At 48.1% G+C, this 18,405-nt stretch carries 18 protein-coding genes; 11 read left to right on the top strand and 7 right to left on the bottom strand.

Going from position 1 to position 18,405, the window contains the following annotated elements; translation table 11 throughout:
• Positions 1-72: 72 nt before the first annotated feature.
• The gene (locus tag BLU87_RS00325; RefSeq protein WP_092343946.1) at positions 73-1,380 is read right to left on the bottom strand and encodes a peptidoglycan DD-metalloendopeptidase family protein; all 1,308 of its coding nucleotides are present in this window, start codon (positions 1,378-1,380) and stop codon (positions 73-75) included.
• 252 nt (positions 1,381-1,632) lie between these two features.
• Between BLU87_RS00325 and BLU87_RS00330 the strand changes: the two genes are divergently transcribed.
• The 3 genes from BLU87_RS00330 (at position 1,633) to glgC (ending at position 4,896) form a co-directional block, all read left to right on the top strand.
• Entirely contained in the window at positions 1,633-2,502 is an 870-nt protein-coding gene (locus BLU87_RS00330) for a carboxylate/amino acid/amine transporter (RefSeq protein ID WP_092343947.1), read from the top strand.
• A gap of 89 nt (positions 2,503-2,591) precedes the next feature.
• Positions 2,592-3,479, top strand: coding sequence for a DMT family transporter (locus tag BLU87_RS00335; RefSeq protein WP_092343948.1), 888 nt, complete (start codon positions 2,592-2,594; stop codon positions 3,477-3,479).
• A 133-nt stretch (positions 3,480-3,612) separates the two neighbouring features.
• Complete coding sequence (gene glgC, locus BLU87_RS00340; RefSeq protein WP_092343949.1) at positions 3,613-4,896, top strand: glucose-1-phosphate adenylyltransferase; 1,284 nt, start codon at positions 3,613-3,615, stop codon at positions 4,894-4,896.
• Between the two features lie 65 nt (positions 4,897-4,961).
• Here the strand turns inward: glgC and BLU87_RS00345 are convergent, their stop codons facing one another.
• Positions 4,962-5,372 carry a VOC family protein gene (locus BLU87_RS00345; protein ID WP_092343950.1) on the bottom strand — a complete coding sequence of 137 codons (411 nt, stop codon included), beginning with the start codon at positions 5,370-5,372 and terminating at the stop codon, positions 4,962-4,964.
• Between the two features lie 69 nt (positions 5,373-5,441).
• Here BLU87_RS00345 and folK point away from each other — a divergent pair, with 69 nt between their 5' ends.
• The 7 genes from folK (at position 5,442) to BLU87_RS00380 (ending at position 12,779) form a co-directional block, all read left to right on the top strand.
• Positions 5,442-5,948, top strand: a complete 507-nt coding sequence (folK, locus tag BLU87_RS00350) for a 2-amino-4-hydroxy-6-hydroxymethyldihydropteridine diphosphokinase (RefSeq protein WP_175498219.1) — start codon at positions 5,442-5,444, stop codon at positions 5,946-5,948.
• A 277-nt stretch (positions 5,949-6,225) separates the two neighbouring features.
• The gene (fsa, locus tag BLU87_RS00355; RefSeq protein WP_092343952.1) at positions 6,226-6,867 is read left to right on the top strand and encodes a fructose-6-phosphate aldolase; all 642 of its coding nucleotides are present in this window, start codon (positions 6,226-6,228) and stop codon (positions 6,865-6,867) included.
• A 273-nt stretch (positions 6,868-7,140) separates the two neighbouring features.
• The gene (gene sucC, locus BLU87_RS00360; RefSeq protein WP_092343953.1) at positions 7,141-8,304 is read left to right on the top strand and encodes an ADP-forming succinate--CoA ligase subunit beta; all 1,164 of its coding nucleotides are present in this window, start codon (positions 7,141-7,143) and stop codon (positions 8,302-8,304) included.
• A 12-nt stretch (positions 8,305-8,316) separates the two neighbouring features.
• Positions 8,317-9,189, top strand: coding sequence for a succinate--CoA ligase subunit alpha (gene sucD, locus BLU87_RS00365; protein ID WP_092343954.1), 873 nt, complete (start codon positions 8,317-8,319; stop codon positions 9,187-9,189).
• A gap of 125 nt (positions 9,190-9,314) precedes the next feature.
• On the top strand, positions 9,315-10,676 hold the full coding sequence (locus BLU87_RS00370; protein ID WP_092343955.1) for a sigma-54-dependent transcriptional regulator: 1,362 nt from the start codon (positions 9,315-9,317) through the stop codon (positions 10,674-10,676).
• Positions 10,677-10,942: 266 nt separating this feature from the next.
• Positions 10,943-11,971 (top strand): diguanylate cyclase domain-containing protein, encoded by a 1,029-nt coding sequence (locus BLU87_RS00375; protein WP_092343956.1) that lies wholly within the window; start codon positions 10,943-10,945, stop codon positions 11,969-11,971.
• Between the two features lie 175 nt (positions 11,972-12,146).
• Positions 12,147-12,779, top strand: coding sequence for a DNA-3-methyladenine glycosylase I (locus BLU87_RS00380; RefSeq protein WP_092344591.1), 633 nt, complete (start codon positions 12,147-12,149; stop codon positions 12,777-12,779).
• A 48-nt stretch (positions 12,780-12,827) separates the two neighbouring features.
• Here BLU87_RS00380 and BLU87_RS00385 read toward each other — a convergent pair whose 3' ends face one another.
• Positions 12,828-13,607, bottom strand: coding sequence for a TSUP family transporter (locus BLU87_RS00385; protein ID WP_092343957.1), 780 nt, complete (start codon positions 13,605-13,607; stop codon positions 12,828-12,830).
• 106 nt (positions 13,608-13,713) lie between these two features.
• On the opposite strand from BLU87_RS00385, the gene BLU87_RS00390 reads away from it, so the two are divergent.
• Positions 13,714-14,601 carry a LysR family transcriptional regulator gene (locus BLU87_RS00390; RefSeq protein ID WP_092343958.1) on the top strand — a complete coding sequence of 296 codons (888 nt, stop codon included), beginning with the start codon at positions 13,714-13,716 and terminating at the stop codon, positions 14,599-14,601.
• Positions 14,602-14,654: 53 nt separating this feature from the next.
• Here BLU87_RS00390 and BLU87_RS00395 read toward each other — a convergent pair whose 3' ends face one another.
• The 4 genes from BLU87_RS00395 to radC form a co-directional block, all read right to left on the bottom strand.
• Complete coding sequence (locus BLU87_RS00395; RefSeq protein WP_092343959.1) at positions 14,655-15,998, bottom strand: sensor histidine kinase; 1,344 nt, start codon at positions 15,996-15,998, stop codon at positions 14,655-14,657.
• Positions 15,995-16,702 (bottom strand): response regulator, encoded by a 708-nt coding sequence (locus tag BLU87_RS00400; RefSeq protein ID WP_092343960.1) that lies wholly within the window; start codon positions 16,700-16,702, stop codon positions 15,995-15,997. Before BLU87_RS00400 ends, BLU87_RS00395 begins: the two co-directional genes overlap by 4 nt.
• 473 nt (positions 16,703-17,175) lie before the next feature.
• Complete coding sequence (locus BLU87_RS00410) at positions 17,176-17,511, bottom strand: hypothetical protein (protein WP_092343962.1); 336 nt, start codon at positions 17,509-17,511, stop codon at positions 17,176-17,178.
• A gap of 201 nt (positions 17,512-17,712) precedes the next feature.
• Positions 17,713-18,396 carry a RadC family protein gene (gene radC / locus BLU87_RS00415; protein ID WP_092343963.1) on the bottom strand — a complete coding sequence of 228 codons (684 nt, stop codon included), beginning with the start codon at positions 18,394-18,396 and terminating at the stop codon, positions 17,713-17,715.
• Positions 18,397-18,405: the final 9 nt, after the last annotated feature.

Genomic DNA, 18,405 nt, shown 5'->3' on the forward strand with positions numbered 1-18,405 from the left:
CTTGAACTGGAGGGAGGAGGCATGATTTTGACAAGCTGGTTGGACTTTGTGGTGCGGGAGGAACGGTCAGACTCAGATGCCGACGAGATCGAAACGGGGTTGTTCCATCAGAGATATGAGTTCTGCAGCTTTTTGTTGGAACTCTTGGAATTTCTCTTTGGGGATCGATGCCGCCATCGGAATTTTCGCTTTAAGAGGGTTAACCGCCTTTCCTTTGACATGCAATTCGTAATGGAGATGTGGGCCGGTTGACCGCCCGGTATTCCCCGACAGCGCAATTCTCTCACCGCGTTGCACTTTTTGTCCGCGCTTAACTGTGATCCGGCTCAGATGCAAATAACGGGTTAAGTAACGCCCATCATGCTGAATTTCAACATACTTGCCAGCATAGCGATGATTCTTGACCCGAGTGACGACCCCATCACCCGTAGAATAAATAGGTGTTCCTACAGGCATAGCAAAGTCGACCCCTTTGTGGGGTGAAATCCGTTTGGTGATTGGATGGCGACGGGCGAGATTAAAGTTTGAGCTGACACGATGGTGCCCTTTGAATGGATAACGTTGAAAAGCGCGACCAAGGCTTTCACCCCGGTCATCATAATAATTACCATCTTCGTAGAGAAAGGCAGTGTAGTGTTGGTTGCGGGAAAAAATCCTCACCGCTTCTATATGACTCTGTCCCGTCAGTTTTCCATCAATAAGTTGTAGATTGCGGACGACTTGGAAATGGTCGCCTGCTCTGATATCACGACTGAAATTGACCTTATTTTTGAACAGATCGGTAATATTTCCTGTCTCTTGTTCGCTCAACCCGATTGAGAGTGCCGATTGGTAGAAACTCCCTTCAATTTCACCACTAAGGAGCTGCTGTTCCCAGGTGCCGGGGAGGACGATCTCGTTATAATCAAAGCTATTCTCATCAACCCGATGATAGATCACCTGATGCGCAGGATGGATGTACAATTCCATCTTTACCAGCTCCCGGGTCTCTTTATCCCGGGAAAAGGTTAAAGTGTTGCCGGGACGTAAAATATCCAGTGCCAGCAAGGATTCATCGGCAGCGAGGATCTGCAGCAAGATGCTTTGATGGATCTTTACGCTATCAAAGATCGCGCTCAGGTTGTCACCTGGTTCAATGGTCCGCTGGACAATATGGTCAGAGACCAGAGGGGGAGTTGTTGCCGCAGGTGTCTGCTCAGCGGTTGGGGGCGTGTCTGCTTGCAGCGGCTCATCTGTTGTAACCCTATTGGGTGAGGGTGAGTCAGGGCTCAGTAAAAACAAGCCGAAGATAAACACGAGGGTAATCGCCATCCAGAGGATCTGCCGGTTGCGGCGACGCCGTTTCTGTTGCAGTTGAGTTGGTTTCCAGATCGCGTTCATTGTTTTGGATGGTTTCTTTTCATTTATGAATAAGGTTATTTAGCCTTGTTTAATGCAATAAGTCCGCCCCTCATGTCAAGTTAAGTTTTCTTCTATCGCGACTGTTATGCGGCAGACTGTTCAGTCTTTTTCCTCCGATTTCATGGCTGAAGATATCTTGTAAACCATTATTTAATTTGGTTGACTAGTGGCTGAAGATCTGGTTTTATCGCCTTTTAAGAGCATAAGAGAGAACTGCTGGAGGTATCAACCATGATTTATCTTGTTGCGATTACAATTCTCTGGGCTTTTTCTTTCAGCCTGATTGGTGTTTACCTGGCGGGTCAGGTGGATGTCTATTTCTCTGTATTGACCCGTGTAGCGTTGGCTGCGGTTGTTTTTTTGCCCTTTATCCGTCGGGTTCCCTTGCTGCTGGCAACAAAGTTAATGCTCCTGGGAGCTGTCCAGTTAGGTTGTATGTATGTTTTTTACTATCAATCCTTCTTGCTGTTGACGGTCCCTGAGGTGTTGATTTTTACTATTCTGACCCCGATTTATGTGACCCTTATTTTTGATTTGATGAACCGGCGCTTCAATTGGCGCTATCTTTTCACCGCCTTTATTGCCGTCCTTGGAGCCGCAATTATCCGTTATAGTTCAATTGGCGATGATATTTTTAACGGCTTTATGGTGGTGCAAGGGGCAAATGTCTGTTTTGCTATTGGTCAGGTGGGTTATAAGGTGTTGTTGCAACGGGAAAAACATAAATTTCCGCAACGGACCATTTTTGGTTACTTTTATCTTGGTGCTCTAGCGATCACCTTGGTGACTTGGTTGCTGTTCGGTAATAGTGCAAAGCTGCCAACGACGACCTTGCAATGGCAGATTCTTGTTTACCTTGGTTTGATCGCCTCCGGTCTTGGTTATTTTTTCTGGAATAAAGGGGCGACTAAAGTGGATGCAGGGACTCTGGCGATCATGAATAATGCGCTGGTTCCGGCGGGGTTGATGGTGAACTTGATGATCTGGAATCGTGATGCAAATCTGCTCCGACTGACTCTCGGTGGAGCGGTTCTCCTTTTTTCCCTGCTTCTCCATGAATACTGGGGTAAGCATCAGGTTTTGAAGATACAGATCCGTTAACATTAATAATCGTGTTGGGATGAAATTCTAAGCAGAACCCAAGGGACTTTTCTCCCCGATATGCTCTTAATCAGGGTATAGTGACAGCCATGTCCAGTCAAACAAATCTATCCGTTTATCTGAAGTTACTGCTGATGGCTCTATTCTGGGGGGGGACCTTCATCGCCGGTCGTTTTCTTGCCGGGGAGATAGACGCCTTTTCAGCTGCGTTTTTGCGCTTTACCATCGCTGCCACGGTCCTTTTGGTGATCACCCTACGGAGTTATAAAAGACTGCCGTCTGTTCCGCGTCAGCAGTGGTTTCCGCTGTTTATCCTCGGGTTAAGCGGCGTCTTTGCTTACAACTTTTTCTTTTTCCGCGGACTGCAAGTCATCGAGGCTGGTCGAGCCGCTGTCATTATCGCCAATAACCCCATTGTCATTGCTGTCTTTGCGGCAATCTTTTTTGGTGAGAAACTCAATACGGCCAAAATTTTGGGGGTGATTCTCTCGGTCTGTGGAGCAATCGTGGTGATTACTGAGGGGCATCCGACAACAATCCTTTACCGTGGCATAGGAACTGGGGAGCTCTATATCTTTGGTTGTGTTATCTCCTGGGTGACCTATTCGCTGGTAGGGCGAGCCGCTATGCGGAACCTTTCGCCTCTGGTCGCAGTGACCTATTCGGCGGTTATTGGTGCCGTGCTCTTGTTTCCTGCGGCCTGTCTGGAGGGATTGGCCGGGCAGATAAAAGATTATCCGATGTCTGTCTGGTTGAGCCTGCTCTATCTGGGTCTATGCGGAACTGTGGTTGCTTTTGTCTGGTATTATCAGGGAATCCAGAAAATTGGTTCGACCCGGGCCGGACAGTTCATAAATTTTGTCCCCATCAGTGCCATTCTTCTTTCGGCTTGGTTATTAGACGAACCTTTGCGACTCTCACTTTTAAGCGGTGTTCTTTTGGTTAGTAGTGGTGTTTATTTAACCAATCGGCGTTAAAATTTTCAGATCAGCGCTCCCTCAATAGAAAATATCTGTTAAGATATGGAAACGTTCAAAGGGTAAAACTATTGATAAGTGTCTGGATAAATTGGCGTCCATAAGCCTTTTTTGAGATTTCCTGGAGGGATTTATGCCTGAACAACAAGAGCGACACATTGTTTACCGTTATGTTAGCCATCTGGTAAAAGACACCTTTGCCTTGGTTTTGGCCGGAGGTCGTGGATCTCGGCTGCACGAGTTGACGGAATGGCGGGCTAAGCCAGCCGTTTATTTTGGCGGTAAATATCGGATTATCGATTTTCCCCTCTCTAATTGCGTTAATTCTGGTATCCGCAGAATCGGGGTTCTCACCCAATACAAGTCCCATTCCCTGATCCGTCATCTGGTTCGTGGTTGGAGCCATTTCAAAAAAGAGTTGGGGGAGTTTGTTGAAATCCTCCCGGCGTCACAACGTTTCTCCGAGGAGTGGTATCAGGGGACTGCCGATGCGGTGTATCAGAACCTGGATATCATTCGCGCGGAAAAACCCAAGTATGTGTTGATTCTTTCTGGTGATCACGTCTACAAGATGGATTATCGGCCGATGTTACTGGAACATGTTGCGACCGGTGCCGATATGACTGTTTCGTGTCTTGAGGTTCCCATCGAAGAGGCCGCTGGAACATTCGGGGTTATGACCGTTGATGAAGAAAGCCGGATTTTACGTTTTGACGAAAAGCCGGAGCATCCATCCCCTATCCCTGGCCAGCCTGAGACGACTTTGGCCTCCATGGGGAACTATATCTTCAATACCGATTTTCTCTTTGATCTGTTGGAGAAAGATGGCAAAGATCCCGACTCTGAGCATGATTTTGGTAAAAATATCATCCCCTCAATTGTCGATAGTCACAAAGTTTTCGCTTACCCTTTCCGTGATCCGGAAACGAACAAGTTAGCATACTGGAGAGATGTTGGTTCTCTTGATGCGTTCTGGGAAGCCAATATGGAGTTGATATCCCCCAAGCCAGAACTGAATCTGTATAATCCCGACTGGCCGATGTGGACTTATCAGGCGCAGCTACCGCCAGCCAAGTTTGTCTTTGATGATGATGGCCGACGTGGAATGGCTGTTGATTCGACCATCTCTGGTGGTTGTATTATTTCTGGTTCACACTTGAAAAAGACCCTCCTTTTTTCAAATGTCCGGATTCACTCCTACTCGACAATTGAAGAGACCGTTATTTTGCCGGAAGTTGTTATCCATCGAAATTGTAAGATCAGAAAGGCGATCATTGACCGTGGCTGCGTGATTCCGGCAGGGACCGTTATTGGCTATGACCCGGAACAAGATAAGGCCAATGGTTTCAGGATAACCGATAAGGGGATCGTCTTGGTGACGCGTGGCATGTTGGGACAACCAGGCGGGTATGCGTAGCGGCCCATCATTACGGAAGTAATCCGTGGCAGCAGGCTACGCTTAAATGCGCGCTTGATTCCTCGTTAGCTGCCATGGCTGGCAAATTTCTCTTCATTGAGCACCAGCAGGTAGCCATCCGGATCTTGTAGCCAGAGTTCCCGGCGTTGATGCTCCTGATCATCCAGCTCATAGACTACAGGCCAGTGATGATCCGCGAGCTGCTGTTGCAGGTGATCCAGATTGTCGCAGCTGATCTCGAGCTGAACCCCAGCGCCAGGGAGAATCCGGTCCAGGTTTTGAAACAATAGCGGGTGTTGCGCTTCCATGCTTTGTCGCTGTTGAAAGACAATCTGCATATTCTTGAAAGACAAAAGCAGACAGTTATCTTCCAAGTGAGAGAGGGGCATGAGTTGCGGAGACAAAGATAGGATTTCGCGGTAAAAATGTTCAGTTTTTAGCAGATCAGCTGCGGCTAAAGTCAGATTTAGTTGCACGGAAATCTCTCCCATCAAGGTATTTGATTTTTTTTTCAAGCTTATGTTTTAATGCCACAGACTATGACAATGAAAAATAAGAGTCGAGCTTTTCTCGGTTTTGGCGGTAACTTAGGGAACCCATTGGAGCGTTTCCGCCATGCCAGAGAGACATTGGCTAAACATCCAAAAATCTCCGTCATATCCAGCGCCCCGCTCTATCAGACTCCACCGATTGGAGGCCCGGAAGGGCAACCCGATTTTCTGAATACCGTGGTTGAAATTCATACTGGATTATTCCCTGCTGAACTGTTACAACTCTGCGGCCAAATAGAAGCTTGTGCCGACCGCATTCGGGAGCAGCACTGGGGGCCACGAACTCTTGATATCGACCTTCTGCTGATTGACGAGCTGATTCTGGAGGACCCCCAATTGACACTGCCGCACCCACGGATGCACCAACGTCATTTTGTCCTCCTGCCGTTGAACGACTTGGCACCACAACTGAACCATCCGCTTCTTCACAAAACAATAAGTCATTTACTTCAGGCACTGCCAGTAGCTGATGGCATAATTCGAGTCAACGAAACATGGTGATCCGATGATTAAACTGATATTGCTGGCGTTATGTGGGTTCGTCTTTTACTCGATGATTGCAGGTTTATTACGACCAGGACACTCGAGGCGTCCACTAAATCGACATAAAGATGGAGAGATGATGGTTAAGGACCCGCAGTGTGGCACCTACCTTCCCATAAGCGATGCTATCAAGGCTAGCGTTGCTGGCCAACAACATTATTTCTGTTCGAAGAAATGCCTCAAACAATATAAAAAAAGCCAAAAGCCATAATTATTGAATGACAAGGAGTTAAGAATGAAGTTTTTTATCGATACCGCAGACGTGAATGAAATCCGGGCCGCTCACGAATTGGGCCTGGTTGACGGCGTTACCACGAACCCGTCCCTGATTGCAAAAAGTGGCCGCGATTTCAAAGAGGTTATCAAAGAGATTACCGATATCGTTGACGGACCTATCTCTGCAGAGGTCATCGCTCTGGATGCTGAAGGGATGTTGCAAGAGGGGCGCGAACTGGTCAAAATCCACAAAAACATCGTGATCAAAGTACCGATGACCACCGAAGGGTTGAAAGCAACCAAACAATTTAGTGCTGAGGGGATCAAAACCAACGTCACGCTGATTTTTTCTTCCCTGCAAGCCCTGTTGGCAGCGAAAGCCGGTGCGACCTATGTTTCGCCGTTTGTCGGTCGTCTTGACGATATCAGCCATGAGGGGATGGAAGGGGTTGAGCAAATTCGGACCATCTTTGATAACTATGGTTATACCACGGAAATTATTGTTGCCTCGGTCCGTTCCCCACTTCATGTTCTCAATGCGGGTTTAATCGGTGCAGATATCTGCACCATTCCTTATGGGGTTATGACACAATTGGCAAAACATCCTTTGACTGATATTGGTATCGAAAAATTTCTTTCAGATTGGGAAAAAACAAAATAGAAACCTAGTTCTACATTGGCGCTAAACCGACAGGTCGGATTTTTATGTTCCGACCTGTTTTTATTGTGCAGGAATTGTCATGCCTTTCGTGTCAGCATTTCTACAACGGCGTTATGTAAAATATCAAACCATTGTAGCGGTCTGACCACTTGACAACCTGCCGGTATCTCAGGTATACGCTAAAAGTTCAGTTTATTAGATGCAACTTTCCTGATCTTGGGGATTCGCAGAAGAAGCGGGTTCCGTCTCTATTTCTAACCATGTGAGGATGCAATGAACATTCACGAGTATCAAGCTAAGGCGATTCTGCGCAATTTCGGAGTTCCGGTTCCGGAAGGGCACGTGGTCTACAACAGTAACTCAGCCCGTGACTGGGCCAAACGACTGGGCGATGGTCCATGGGCGGTTAAAGCTCAGATTCATGCTGGTGGCCGCGGCAAAGGTGGCGGCGTCAAGATTGCCAAGACTGCAGATGAAGTCAAACAATATGCCAGAGATATGTTTGGCATGACCTTGGTGACCCATCAGACTGGGCCCGAAGGGAAAGTTGTCAAGCGGGTTCTGATTGAAGAGGGAAGCAATATCGCTGACGAATTCTACGTTTCCTTTCTTGTTGACCGGGCAACCGCTAAAGTCACTTTGATGGCTTCTGCTGAAGGTGGCGTAAACATTGAGGAAGTTGCTGAAAAAACTCCAGAGAAACTTTTCTTTGAGGCTGTAGATCCAGTTGTTGGTCTGCTCCCCTTCCAAGCTCGTAAAGTCGCCTTTAAAATGGGCTTTGCTCTGCCTCAGGTGAAACAAGCAGTACCCATCTTGATGAATCTCTACAAAGCATTTGTCGAGTCTGACTGCTCATTGCTGGAAATCAACCCTATGATTCAAACGGTTGAAGGCAAGTTGATCTGTCTGGATGCCAAACTGAACTTTGATGATAATGCCCTTTTCCGTCATCTCCGTATCCGCGATCTGCGCGACTACGAAGAAGAAGATCCAATGGAAATTGAAGCCGGTCAATACGACCTGTCTTATATTGCTCTCGATGGTAACATTGGTTGCATGGTTAATGGTGCCGGTCTGGCTATGGCGACCATGGATATCATTCAACTCCACGGTGCTTCCCCAGCTAACTTCCTTGATGTTGGTGGTAGCGCAACTATCGAGCGGGTGACCGAAGCATTCAAAATCATCCTCTCCGACAAAAAAGTTGAAGGAATTCTGGTCAACATCTTTGGTGGCATCATGAAATGTGATGTTATTGCCACGGGTGTGGTCGAGGCAGCCAAGCAGGTTGGAATCAAGATTCCACTGGTTGTCCGTCTTGAAGGGACCAACGTCGAGCTCGGCAAAGAGATTCTTGCAAAGTCAGGGCTTGATATCGTCAGCGCTGACGGCATGGCCGATGCTGCTGAAAAAATTGTCAAAGCCGTCAACGGTTAAGGAGAAATAACAATGAGTATTCTGATCGATAAAAACACCAAAGTCATCACTCAGGGAATTACCGGTGCAACTGGTCTGTTCCACGCCCAAGGCGCTCGCGACTATGGCACACAGATGGTCGGTGGCGTGACACCTGGTAAAGGTGGTCAAACGATTGATGGATTCCCCATTTTCAACACTGTTGAAGAAGCTGTTAAAGCAACCGGCGCGACTGCGTCCGTTATCTATGTTCCACCAATCGGTAGCGCTGATGCCATTATGGAAGCTGTGGATGCCGGGATTGAGCTGGTTATCTGTATCACAGAAGGTGTTCCAGTCCTGGATATGGTCAAAGTTAAAAAATATATGGAAGGCAAAAAATGCCGTCTTGTTGGACCGAACTGCCCAGGTGTTATCACTGCCGGCCAAAGTAAAATTGGTATCATGCCAGGTTATATTCACAAGCCAGGCCCGGTTGGTGTTATCTCCCGTTCCGGTACCTTGACCTACGAAGCCGTTTGGCAGTTAACAACCCGCGATATCGGCCAGACCACTTGTGTTGGTATCGGTGGTGACCCCGTCAACGGAACCAGTCATCTGGAAGCATTGAAGATGTTTGAAGCTGACCCGGAAACCAAAGCCGTGATCATGATCGGTGAAATTGGTGGCGATGCTGAAGAAAAAGCTGCTGAATATGTTCGCGATCATATGACCAAACCGGTTGCTGCTTTCATCGCCGGTGCGACCGCACCAGCAGGTAAGCGGATGGGCCATGCCGGCGCGATTATCTCCGGTGGTAAAGGCGATGCCGCCAGCAAAAAAGCCTTCTTGCGTGAGTGTGGTATCAGTGTCGCTGATTCACCTGCAGAAATGGCTGAGGCTCTGTTAAAAATCTGGCAGCCATGAGCCACAGATAAAAATTAGATTGACCCTAGGGGGACAGGATTTGCTTCTGTCCCCCTTTTGTTTGCCCAAAATTTAAAATAAGGGTATCCTAACCACATTGATCAACTCCAACTCAAAGGGATTCCATGGCCGTTCAGTTTCGCAATCTGCTCGTTATTGATGATGAACCGTCCATGCGTCATATGCTGCGCCTGGTATTGGAACAACATCATTACCGTGTCAGTGAAGCTCAGAATGGAGCGGAGGCGATCAACCTTATCTACAAAGAAAAGTTTGATGTCATCCTCTCTGATATCCGTATGCCCGACATGGATGGCCTGACCTTTTTGGAGCAACCTGAAGTTCGTGCCCTAAACAGTACTATTATCATGATGAGTGCTTACGGCAGCATTGATACTGCGCTGGAATGTATGAAACGTGGCGCTTACGACTATATTTCCAAACCTTTTAAACCTGACGAAGTGGTTTTGACCCTGCGCAAGGCTGAGGAGCGGCAGGAGTTACGGCAGGAGAATCAGCAACTCAAGCAAGCCCTGGCAACTCAGGATTCAACTTTTTCTATTCAGGACATCGTCCATTCAAGTCAAAAAATGGAACAACTTTTAAAACTGGTGCAGACGGCAGCGAAGGCCGAATCTTCAATTTTGATCAGCGGTGAAACCGGAACCGGCAAAGAGTTGATCGCCAAAGCATTGCACAGCGAAAGTGGTCGGACAGGGCAGTTTCTTGCCATCAATTGTAGTGCTATTACTTCAGGCTTATTGGAAAGTGAATTGTTTGGACATAAAAAAGGGGCGTTCACGGGGGCTGACCGGGAGAAGCAGGGATTATTCTCGATTGCCAGCGGCGGCACCTTGTTTCTCGATGAGATTGCCGACCTGCCCTTAGAGTTGCAGCCTAAACTCCTCCGAGTTTTACAGGAAGGGGAGATCCGTAAAGTTGGAGCGACCCGGGCGGAAAAAATTGATACGCGTGTTGTCGCTGCCGCTGGGACCGATCTTCAAGAGGCGGTGGATAAAGGCCATTTTCGCCGTGATCTCTATTATCGTCTTGCTGTTGTCGATATTCATCTGCCGCCTTTACGGGAGCGTCAGGAGGATATTGTGGTCTTGGCGGAACATTTTCTCAGCCAGCTTTGTGCCCGTGAAGGACGACCGTTACTGCAGATAAGTGCAGCAGGAAAGAAGAACTTGAGCGATTATCACTGGCCGGGAAATGTTCGTGAACTGGAAAACTATCTCGAAAAAGCATTGATTTTCAGCCCGCGAGAGACTCTGGAACTTCCGCCGTTACGGATTCGTCAATCTGTTCCCGGAACCTTTGATCCCGATGAATATTCGTTGAAGGTCGCATCCCGCCGACTTGAAGAAGAATATATCCGTAAAGCATTAGATAAAACTGAAGGAAACCGGACTCAGGCGGCAGAACTGCTGGAAATCAGTCTTCGATCCTTGATGTACAAACTGAAAGATTATGGGATTGAGTAGGTTGTAACTGACCGCAAACCCTGCTCTGTCAGACGGATATTGTCGCCATTGCCCATTACCAGCTGCACGCACTTTCGCAACTCCTTTTCCTTGAACCTTCGGGGGTAATCAGATATCCAATCCATTGAATGCTGATTAGGTGTACGAGACATTGTGTGCAATACTGTGGCTAGGTCAAAGATAAACTTAATCCCTCTGAATATTAAGTATTCCCCATGGGTAAATTCGACAAAATAGTTTCGCATTCACGCAATGGTACTGAGTCAATGAGTGCTGAGCGCCACCGTTTGATTCTGTCTTTGTTTGAAGAATATATCGACATGTATGCTTCGCGTGATGATCGATTAACCGCACACTTTAGTGACAATTTCAGTGGCTACGCTGGCAGCAGTGATGTTCTCGTCACTGATATACGGGAATGGATAGGGATTACCCGGCAAGATTTCGCCCAAGTCCCTGGGTGCATTGATATTGAAATGTTGGATTTGTCATTACAGGACCTTGCTGATGATATCGTCGTCGCAACCGCATTTTTCCACATTCACTTGCCGATTCCCGACGAGATCCTATCAAAGGAAACCGCTCGACTGGTGCTGATTTTCCGCTACGAAGAGACCGAGTGGAAAATTGTCCATAGCGGCATCTCAATCCCTTACGAATTGTCCCATGATGATGAAATCTATCCGATGTCGCGACTGAAAAAGCGCAACTTGGAACTGGAACAGATCATTAGTGCCCGAACAAAAGAATTGGCTGAAGCCAACCGACTCTTGCAAATACAGAGTAATACCGATGGCTTGACGAACATCAGCAATCGCCGTCATTTTGACCATTTACTCAGCCAGGAATGGAATCGTAACCAACGTAGTGGCACCCCGCTGGCGGTGATTATGCTCGACATTGATCATTTTAAAAGTTTTAATGATCTTTATGGACACCTCGTTGGCGATCATTGTCTGCAGAGCCTTGCTCAAGGCTTGGCTCAATCAACGCGTCGCGTTGGGGAGGTCGTCGCACGTTATGGGGGAGAAGAATTCGTCATTCTTTTGCCAAACGCTGATAAACAAGCTGCATTTGCAGTGGCAGAGCATATTCATCAGAAGGTTTTATCCTTAGCCATCCCGCATGCGACATCGCCTCGCGGGATTGTCACGGTGAGCCTTGGGGTGGCGAGTGTGCAACCGTCAAACCAACAACTCCCGGTGGAGTTATTACGCTTGGCTGATGCGGCACTCTATCGGGCAAAATTGGCCGGGCGCGATTGTGTGCATTTGCAGGACGATTCCTCCGCTTGATGCCTATCGGGTTTTAGCTCCATCCGCCGCGGATTTGTGGGGTCATCTGTTGATGATTTTCCCAGCTATTCGAGAAAACCCGGATGATTTGCTGGCACGGGTGAAAGGGTCTTGGGTCCTTCAAAAGCAACACTAATGATAGGTCCGGTGTATCAACGGAGAAGTAATGACTGATATAAACAAGAACGATGTTCTCACCGCAGAAGATGGAATGGCTCGCTGTTGGTGGGGGCATGAACCTTTAGATTATCGTATCTATCATGATGAAGAATGGGGCCGCCCTGTTTCTGACGATATCCGATTGTTTGAGAAGATGTGTTTAGAGGGGTTTCAGGCCGGGCTTTCCTGGTTGACCATATTGCGCAAGCGGGACAATTTCAGAGCAGCATTTGCTGGCTTCGATTATCATAAAGTTGCCGCATTCGATGATGACGATATTCTCTGTCTGCTTCAGAACCCCGGCATTATCCGTCATCGCGGAAAAATAGAAGCGACGATCCATAATGCCCATCGAGCTCTTGAGATTGTTGATGAATTCGGTAGCCTTGCGCGTTATGTTTGGAGCTGGGAGCCAAAATCCCGTGAACCCGGAATCGGCAAGAATGATGCTAATGCTCCCGTTCCAAGTGTCACAAAGACGTCACAATTGTTAAGCAAAGATCTGAAGCAACGTGGCTGGAAGTTTTTTGGGCCGACCACAGCATATGCTTTCATGCAGGCGATGGGATTGGTCAATGATCATATGCAAGGCTGTTCAATCCGAGCACAGGTGGAACGGTTACGCCGCGAATTTACGCCTCCTTGTTAGCATTGGCAGAACTCAGGCTGCACCAATCAAGGGAGGATCTGCTGCTGATTAGGTCAGGAGATGAAACATCTCCACTCCCCATACTTTTAAAATCATCACCAAACAGATGCTGACAACCAGTGGCCGGATTAACCCTGTACCGCGACCTATGGCCAACCGTGCCCCGATGTTCCCACCGATGATTTGTCCTGCCGCCATCACCAATCCATAAGACCAGAGGACTTGGCCCGCACAGATAAAAAGTGCCAACGCTGCGACGTTACTGGTCAGATTCAATACTTTGGTCGCGGCGGTTGCACGCCGCAGGTTGTATCCGAGCAGGGAGATGAAACCTGCCATTAAAAACGTTCCGGTTCCGGGACCGAGAAAACCATCATAAAACCCAATACTGGTACCGATCAAGACGGCAAACATGTTGGGGGTGATCCGCTGACGGCGATCCAGGTCTCCAACCTGAGGAGAGAGGAGAAAATATCCCCCCACAACGATAAACAGCAGCGGTAAAAGCCCGTGAATAAATTGTGGATTGATGTAGTTCAGACAGATCACGCCACTGATAGACCCTATCAGCGTGCACGGCAACGCCAGTAATAACGGTTTCAAATCAAATGTGCCGTTGCGAAAGTAGCAGATAGCCGCCGAACAGGTCCCCGCAGTGCTTTGTAGTTTGGCAGTGGCGATGGCATTGATAGGGGGAATTCCTGTTGCCAGTAATGCCGGCAGAGTCAGTAATCCCCCACCTCCAGCAATAGCGTCAACTGATCCTGCGACTAACCCGACAGCAAAAATGCCCAGAAAAGTTATTTGCTCTGTTAGAACAATCTCCATACCTGAAACCCCATCGACGTGGTATTAACCATAAATTTGAGTATAATCCCTTAAGATTTCTTGATAAGTCGCTGCTTTATTGATGGTCTGTTCATAGGAGTGAACAATGTATCGTTTTCATGGTGTGCTTGAATTTGTAGAAGTGATTGAAACAGGGAGTTTTTCCGCTGCTGCACGAAAACTGGGAAAATCGAAAGCCTATGTCAGTCAAAGGGTCAGCCAACTCGAAGATCGATTGGATACGCGGCTGCTGCAAAGGACAACACGTAAGCTCTCATTGACGGATGCTGGAGAGATCTATTTTCGTTATGCAAAATCTGTCGCGGCTCAGCTGGGAGAGGGCGAAGAACGGGTCAGAGATTTCCAACATAGTCTGACAGGTCGTATCAGAGTCAGTATTGTTGATGGTGGGCTCGGGGAATGGTATCTGGCTCCAGCTTTGGCCCGTTTTGCTGCTCTGCACCCCGGCGTTAACATAGAACTGGACCTCTCTAGCCGTCTGGTCGATTTGGTTGCTGAGGGTTTTGATTTCACCATCCGCGTGGGCAGATTGGAAGATTCAAGCATGATGGCTAGAAAATTGACATCGATTCGTTATGGTCTTTATGCGTCTCCTGCCTATCTCAAGAGCCAAGGAATTATTACGCACCCCGAGCAGTTACAGCAACACAACTGTTTAACCGGAGCTACAAATCGTTGGCAGTTTAAGTTGGATGGGAACGTTATTGAAGTTAAACCGCATGGATCCTGGCATAGCAAGAGTGGTCAAGCATTAATTGCAGCGGCAAGGGAGGGGGTTGGGGTCGTGAGAACGGCCAATTTTTATGCTAAGGAAGCCCTTGCTCGTGGAGAGGTGGTCGAGCTTTTGACCGATTGGACCCGCGAAAAAACCAGGGTCTGGATCATCTATCCGAGTGGGCGACATCTTCCCCAACGGGTGACCGCTGCGATCCATTTTTTGTTGGATGAATTTCGTGACCATGACTATTTATAGCCAGCAGTGATTGCAGAAAACCTTAATACCACCTAAGGTGGTGTTGACTGTGTCTAAGACATTGTCGAGAGGGGGATTTCAAACTGAAAATTCATCCCGACGTTGGGGTTAAGTTGAGCCGAAATTTTTCCACTATGGGCTTCAACGATACGTTTGCAAAGGGTTAACCCCAAGCCACTTCCGCCGGTTTGACGTGACCGACTCCGGTCGCCACGAAAAAACGGATCAAACAGGCGTTGTAGATCTTCTTCTCTGACCCCTTCACCGGAATCAGCAACCGTCACTTTCAGCCGATTTCCTTCGATCTTGACTTGAAAATCAATGCAGCTGCCCGGCTCACTGTAGTGGACCGCATTCTCCAGCAGATTGTCACAGAGTCTATTAATCAGAATAGGATCTATACTGGCTTCTGGCATGTTATCCGCCACGCTGGTCTTCAGCTGATGACTGGTATGATGGCGGTCAAACCGTTCTGTCACTGCAGCAAAGAAGGTGTTGAGGGCGACATGCTTCAGGTGTACAGGAACTGTCCCTTTGCCGCTGGCGACAGCATCAAGCCGGCCGTTAACAAGAACGTTGTTAACCAAAGTCTCCAGCTCGTTCAGATCGGATTCCATCCCTTGAAGATGTTTATAGGTATGGCTTGTTTGATCAGAATCGTCTTCACATAACTCCAAGGCAAAGCGTAAGCGCGCTAAGGGGGTGCGGATCTCGTGGGAGATATTGGTAAACAACTCTTTTTCGTTGCGTATTCTCTCTTCCAGTTGGGCTGCCATCTCATCCAGTGAGTGAGCAAGAAGCCCGACTTCGTCCTTTCGGTCGATGCCACTTCGCGCCGAAAGATCGCCATTGGCTATGGTACGTGATGTTTCCGTCAAACGTTCCAGAGGTTTTACAAAGTTTCGAGCCAATGGCCAGGTAAACAGAGCGACAGCCAGCAGAACAAGTCCGGGGGAGTAGAGAAAACAATGCTGCTGCCCTTTCACGAGCATATATGCGGAGTCACCGCCTCCCAGCGGAATTGTATATACCCATTGACCGCTGTCCTGCTTTAGTGGATGCCAACTCCCGAGTCTTCCCAGTTTGTCTTCACTCAGTGCGGGGAGGACCGTATTTCCAGCTGAAGCAAGCAGTTCACCTGTACGGGTATAGATGGCTGCATCTCGTCCCAGAGCGTCTGCGAGCGGGATGATCAGTTTCTGCAGTTCTGCTTGATTGTCCAGATTAAGACTCAATTCGACTGCTAGAACTTTATGTAACCGGGTGGAGTATGGGTATAATCCCGATTCTGGCTGCGATAAATAGATAGAGCCTGTCGCCGCAACAATGATAGCAATAATCAGTAGGAGGCTGTTGAGATAAACCCGCCAGAACAGTCGGTGCCGATAAATTTTCATAAGCCCCCTTGTATCAGGTACTGATAGCCGGCTCCGCGCACGGTACGAATACGGATGGGTTTACGGGGATCATCACCTAGTTTTTGACGTAAGCGGGAGATATGGACATCGATTGAGCGATCGAAAGCCTCATCGGCATTCCCTCGTGCTAGTTCCATAAGACGATCACGGGAGAGAACCTGGCCAGCCCGTCCTGACAGGGCGTGCAACAGAGAGAATTCATAACAGGTTAAATCCAGAGCGGTGCCATTCACAGTCGCCGTCAGAGTTCCAGGGTCAAGAGCTAGATCACCGACTTGAATAAGGTGGCTGCGTGGCCCCGCTTGTCCACGGGAACGGCGCACGGCGACACGAATACGGGCTAACAGCTCCCGTGGCGAAAAAGGTTTGGCCATGTAATCATCGGCGCCAATTTCCAGCCCCATGACCCTGTCGGCTTCTTCACCGCGTGCGGTAATCATGATAATCGGTACATCTGAATGTTCACGCAGTCGTTGACAGATAGAGATACCATCGCGATTGGGCAGCATAAGGTCAAGCAGGATGACGTCGTAATTATGCATCAATGCCTGTTGTAACCCCCGCTCTCCATCTGTTTCAATGGTCACAACAATGCCGTTTTTTTCCAGATACTCACGTGTCAGACTGGCCAGTCGTTCATCATCTTCGACTAACAACAGATCTATCAGAGAGTCATTCGCCATAATGGTTTTCTCCATTAATTATATTCAGGCTTCATATTGAGCCTTAGCTCAGAATAACCTCAACAGTCTGACTTGCAGACCGTCACATCCTTCGTTGAAGGATAAAGACAAACAGCCGGTGTGTATAGGGTGAAATATTGATTGCGGGGATAGATATTGTTTTGTTTAAAACACTGCTGCTTATCTATCTCGGTTGTTTTCGGGACGGCCGCTTATCTCGGGGTTGGTCTAAATTATATTTCTCATATAATATTTCACGATCAGCCTCGGACAGTGAGCCGAGAAACTTTTTCCAGCCGGGACACCAGTTGATATGCCATCTCCAGAGTCGCCCGATAATTGAACTGGGTTTATTGTCATGTGCAGCTCTAAATCGACATGTTTCACAATTATGTTGAGCCATCAGTCTTCCCTTGGTTTCGATAAAGGAGCATCAGCCCGCTTTGTCCAGAACAAAGCAGGCTGATTTTTTTCTAAATGACAGTAAATGCCAGACCTAGTCCAACTGTTGCAATAGCGACAAAGAGCGACCATAACAGCACACTTTTCGGGTTCTTGACGATCTGAGTCATGACTCCGTACAACACGATTCCACCGACACTCTTGATCAGCAGCGGGAGACTGAATGGAACCAGTGTCCAAACATAACATCCTGAAATCAGAACCAGAACAAACAGACCATGCATGGCGAGCAAGCCTTTGGGCTGACTGCTTTCACTGGCGAAAAAAGTTGTCCATAGAAACAGGGCCAGCAGTGCGGACGCAATGACAAAGTGGCATGGGGTGTTGTTCATGATAGCGAAGTGCATAAAAAATCTCCTTGTGGTTGGTTACGTGTTTTTGAACCTCTCATTTTATGAGCCGGAGATTGCCATGCCGGGTTTGCGTGAATATGTCGCTATTATGAAGAAGTGTGAAGGATGAAATAGCCAGCTTGAAAGGCATAATATTGATTTCAATGAACAGGTATTATGCCTTCTCGGTGGATATTATGATCCCTCATTCAAGCTTCACATCACCCCTCGGTCTGCCAAGCTGACGTAGTCGCCATTGCCAATAATAATATGATCCAGAACCCGCACGCCCATTAAATCGCCTACTTTTTTAAGTCGTTCGGTAATTTCGATATCTTCACGACTGGGGGTTGGATCACCAGAAGGGTGATTGTGGATGAACAGGACAGCGGCAGCAGATTCTTTTAACACTGGAGCGAAAACTTCGCGGGGGTGAACGATGCTGGCGCTAAGACTTCCTTCGGAGATCTGTACTTCTTTAATCAGTCTATTTTTGGTATCGAGAAGCAGGGCCAGAAAAACTTCTTTGCGGTAGTCGCAAAGACGTTCATGGAAATGGTGAAAGACCTCTTGGGATGAGCTATAGGTTTGTCCTGCCTGCAGGCGATGATCGGCGAAACGCCGGGCGATCTGAAACAGGGCTTGAATCTCAGCCGCCTTGGCTGGGCCGATCCCGGTTTGCTGGCAAAGTTCATTGATGCTGGCTGTGGCGAGATGGCGTAAAGAACCAAAACGGCTCAACAGACTGCGTGCCAGATCGACAGCGCTGCTTTTACTGGAAGAATCTCCAGTACGAATGATCAGCGCCAGCAGCTCGGCGTCGGTCAGCGTGTCGGCACCGGATGTTAATAATTTTTCGCGTGGCCGTTCATCAGCCGGCCAATCCTTGATTCGTCGCATTTCCCCCTC

Source organism: Desulfuromusa kysingii (assembly GCF_900107645.1).
Taxonomy (GTDB): domain Bacteria; phylum Desulfobacterota; class Desulfuromonadia; order Desulfuromonadales; family Geopsychrobacteraceae; genus Desulfuromusa; species Desulfuromusa kysingii.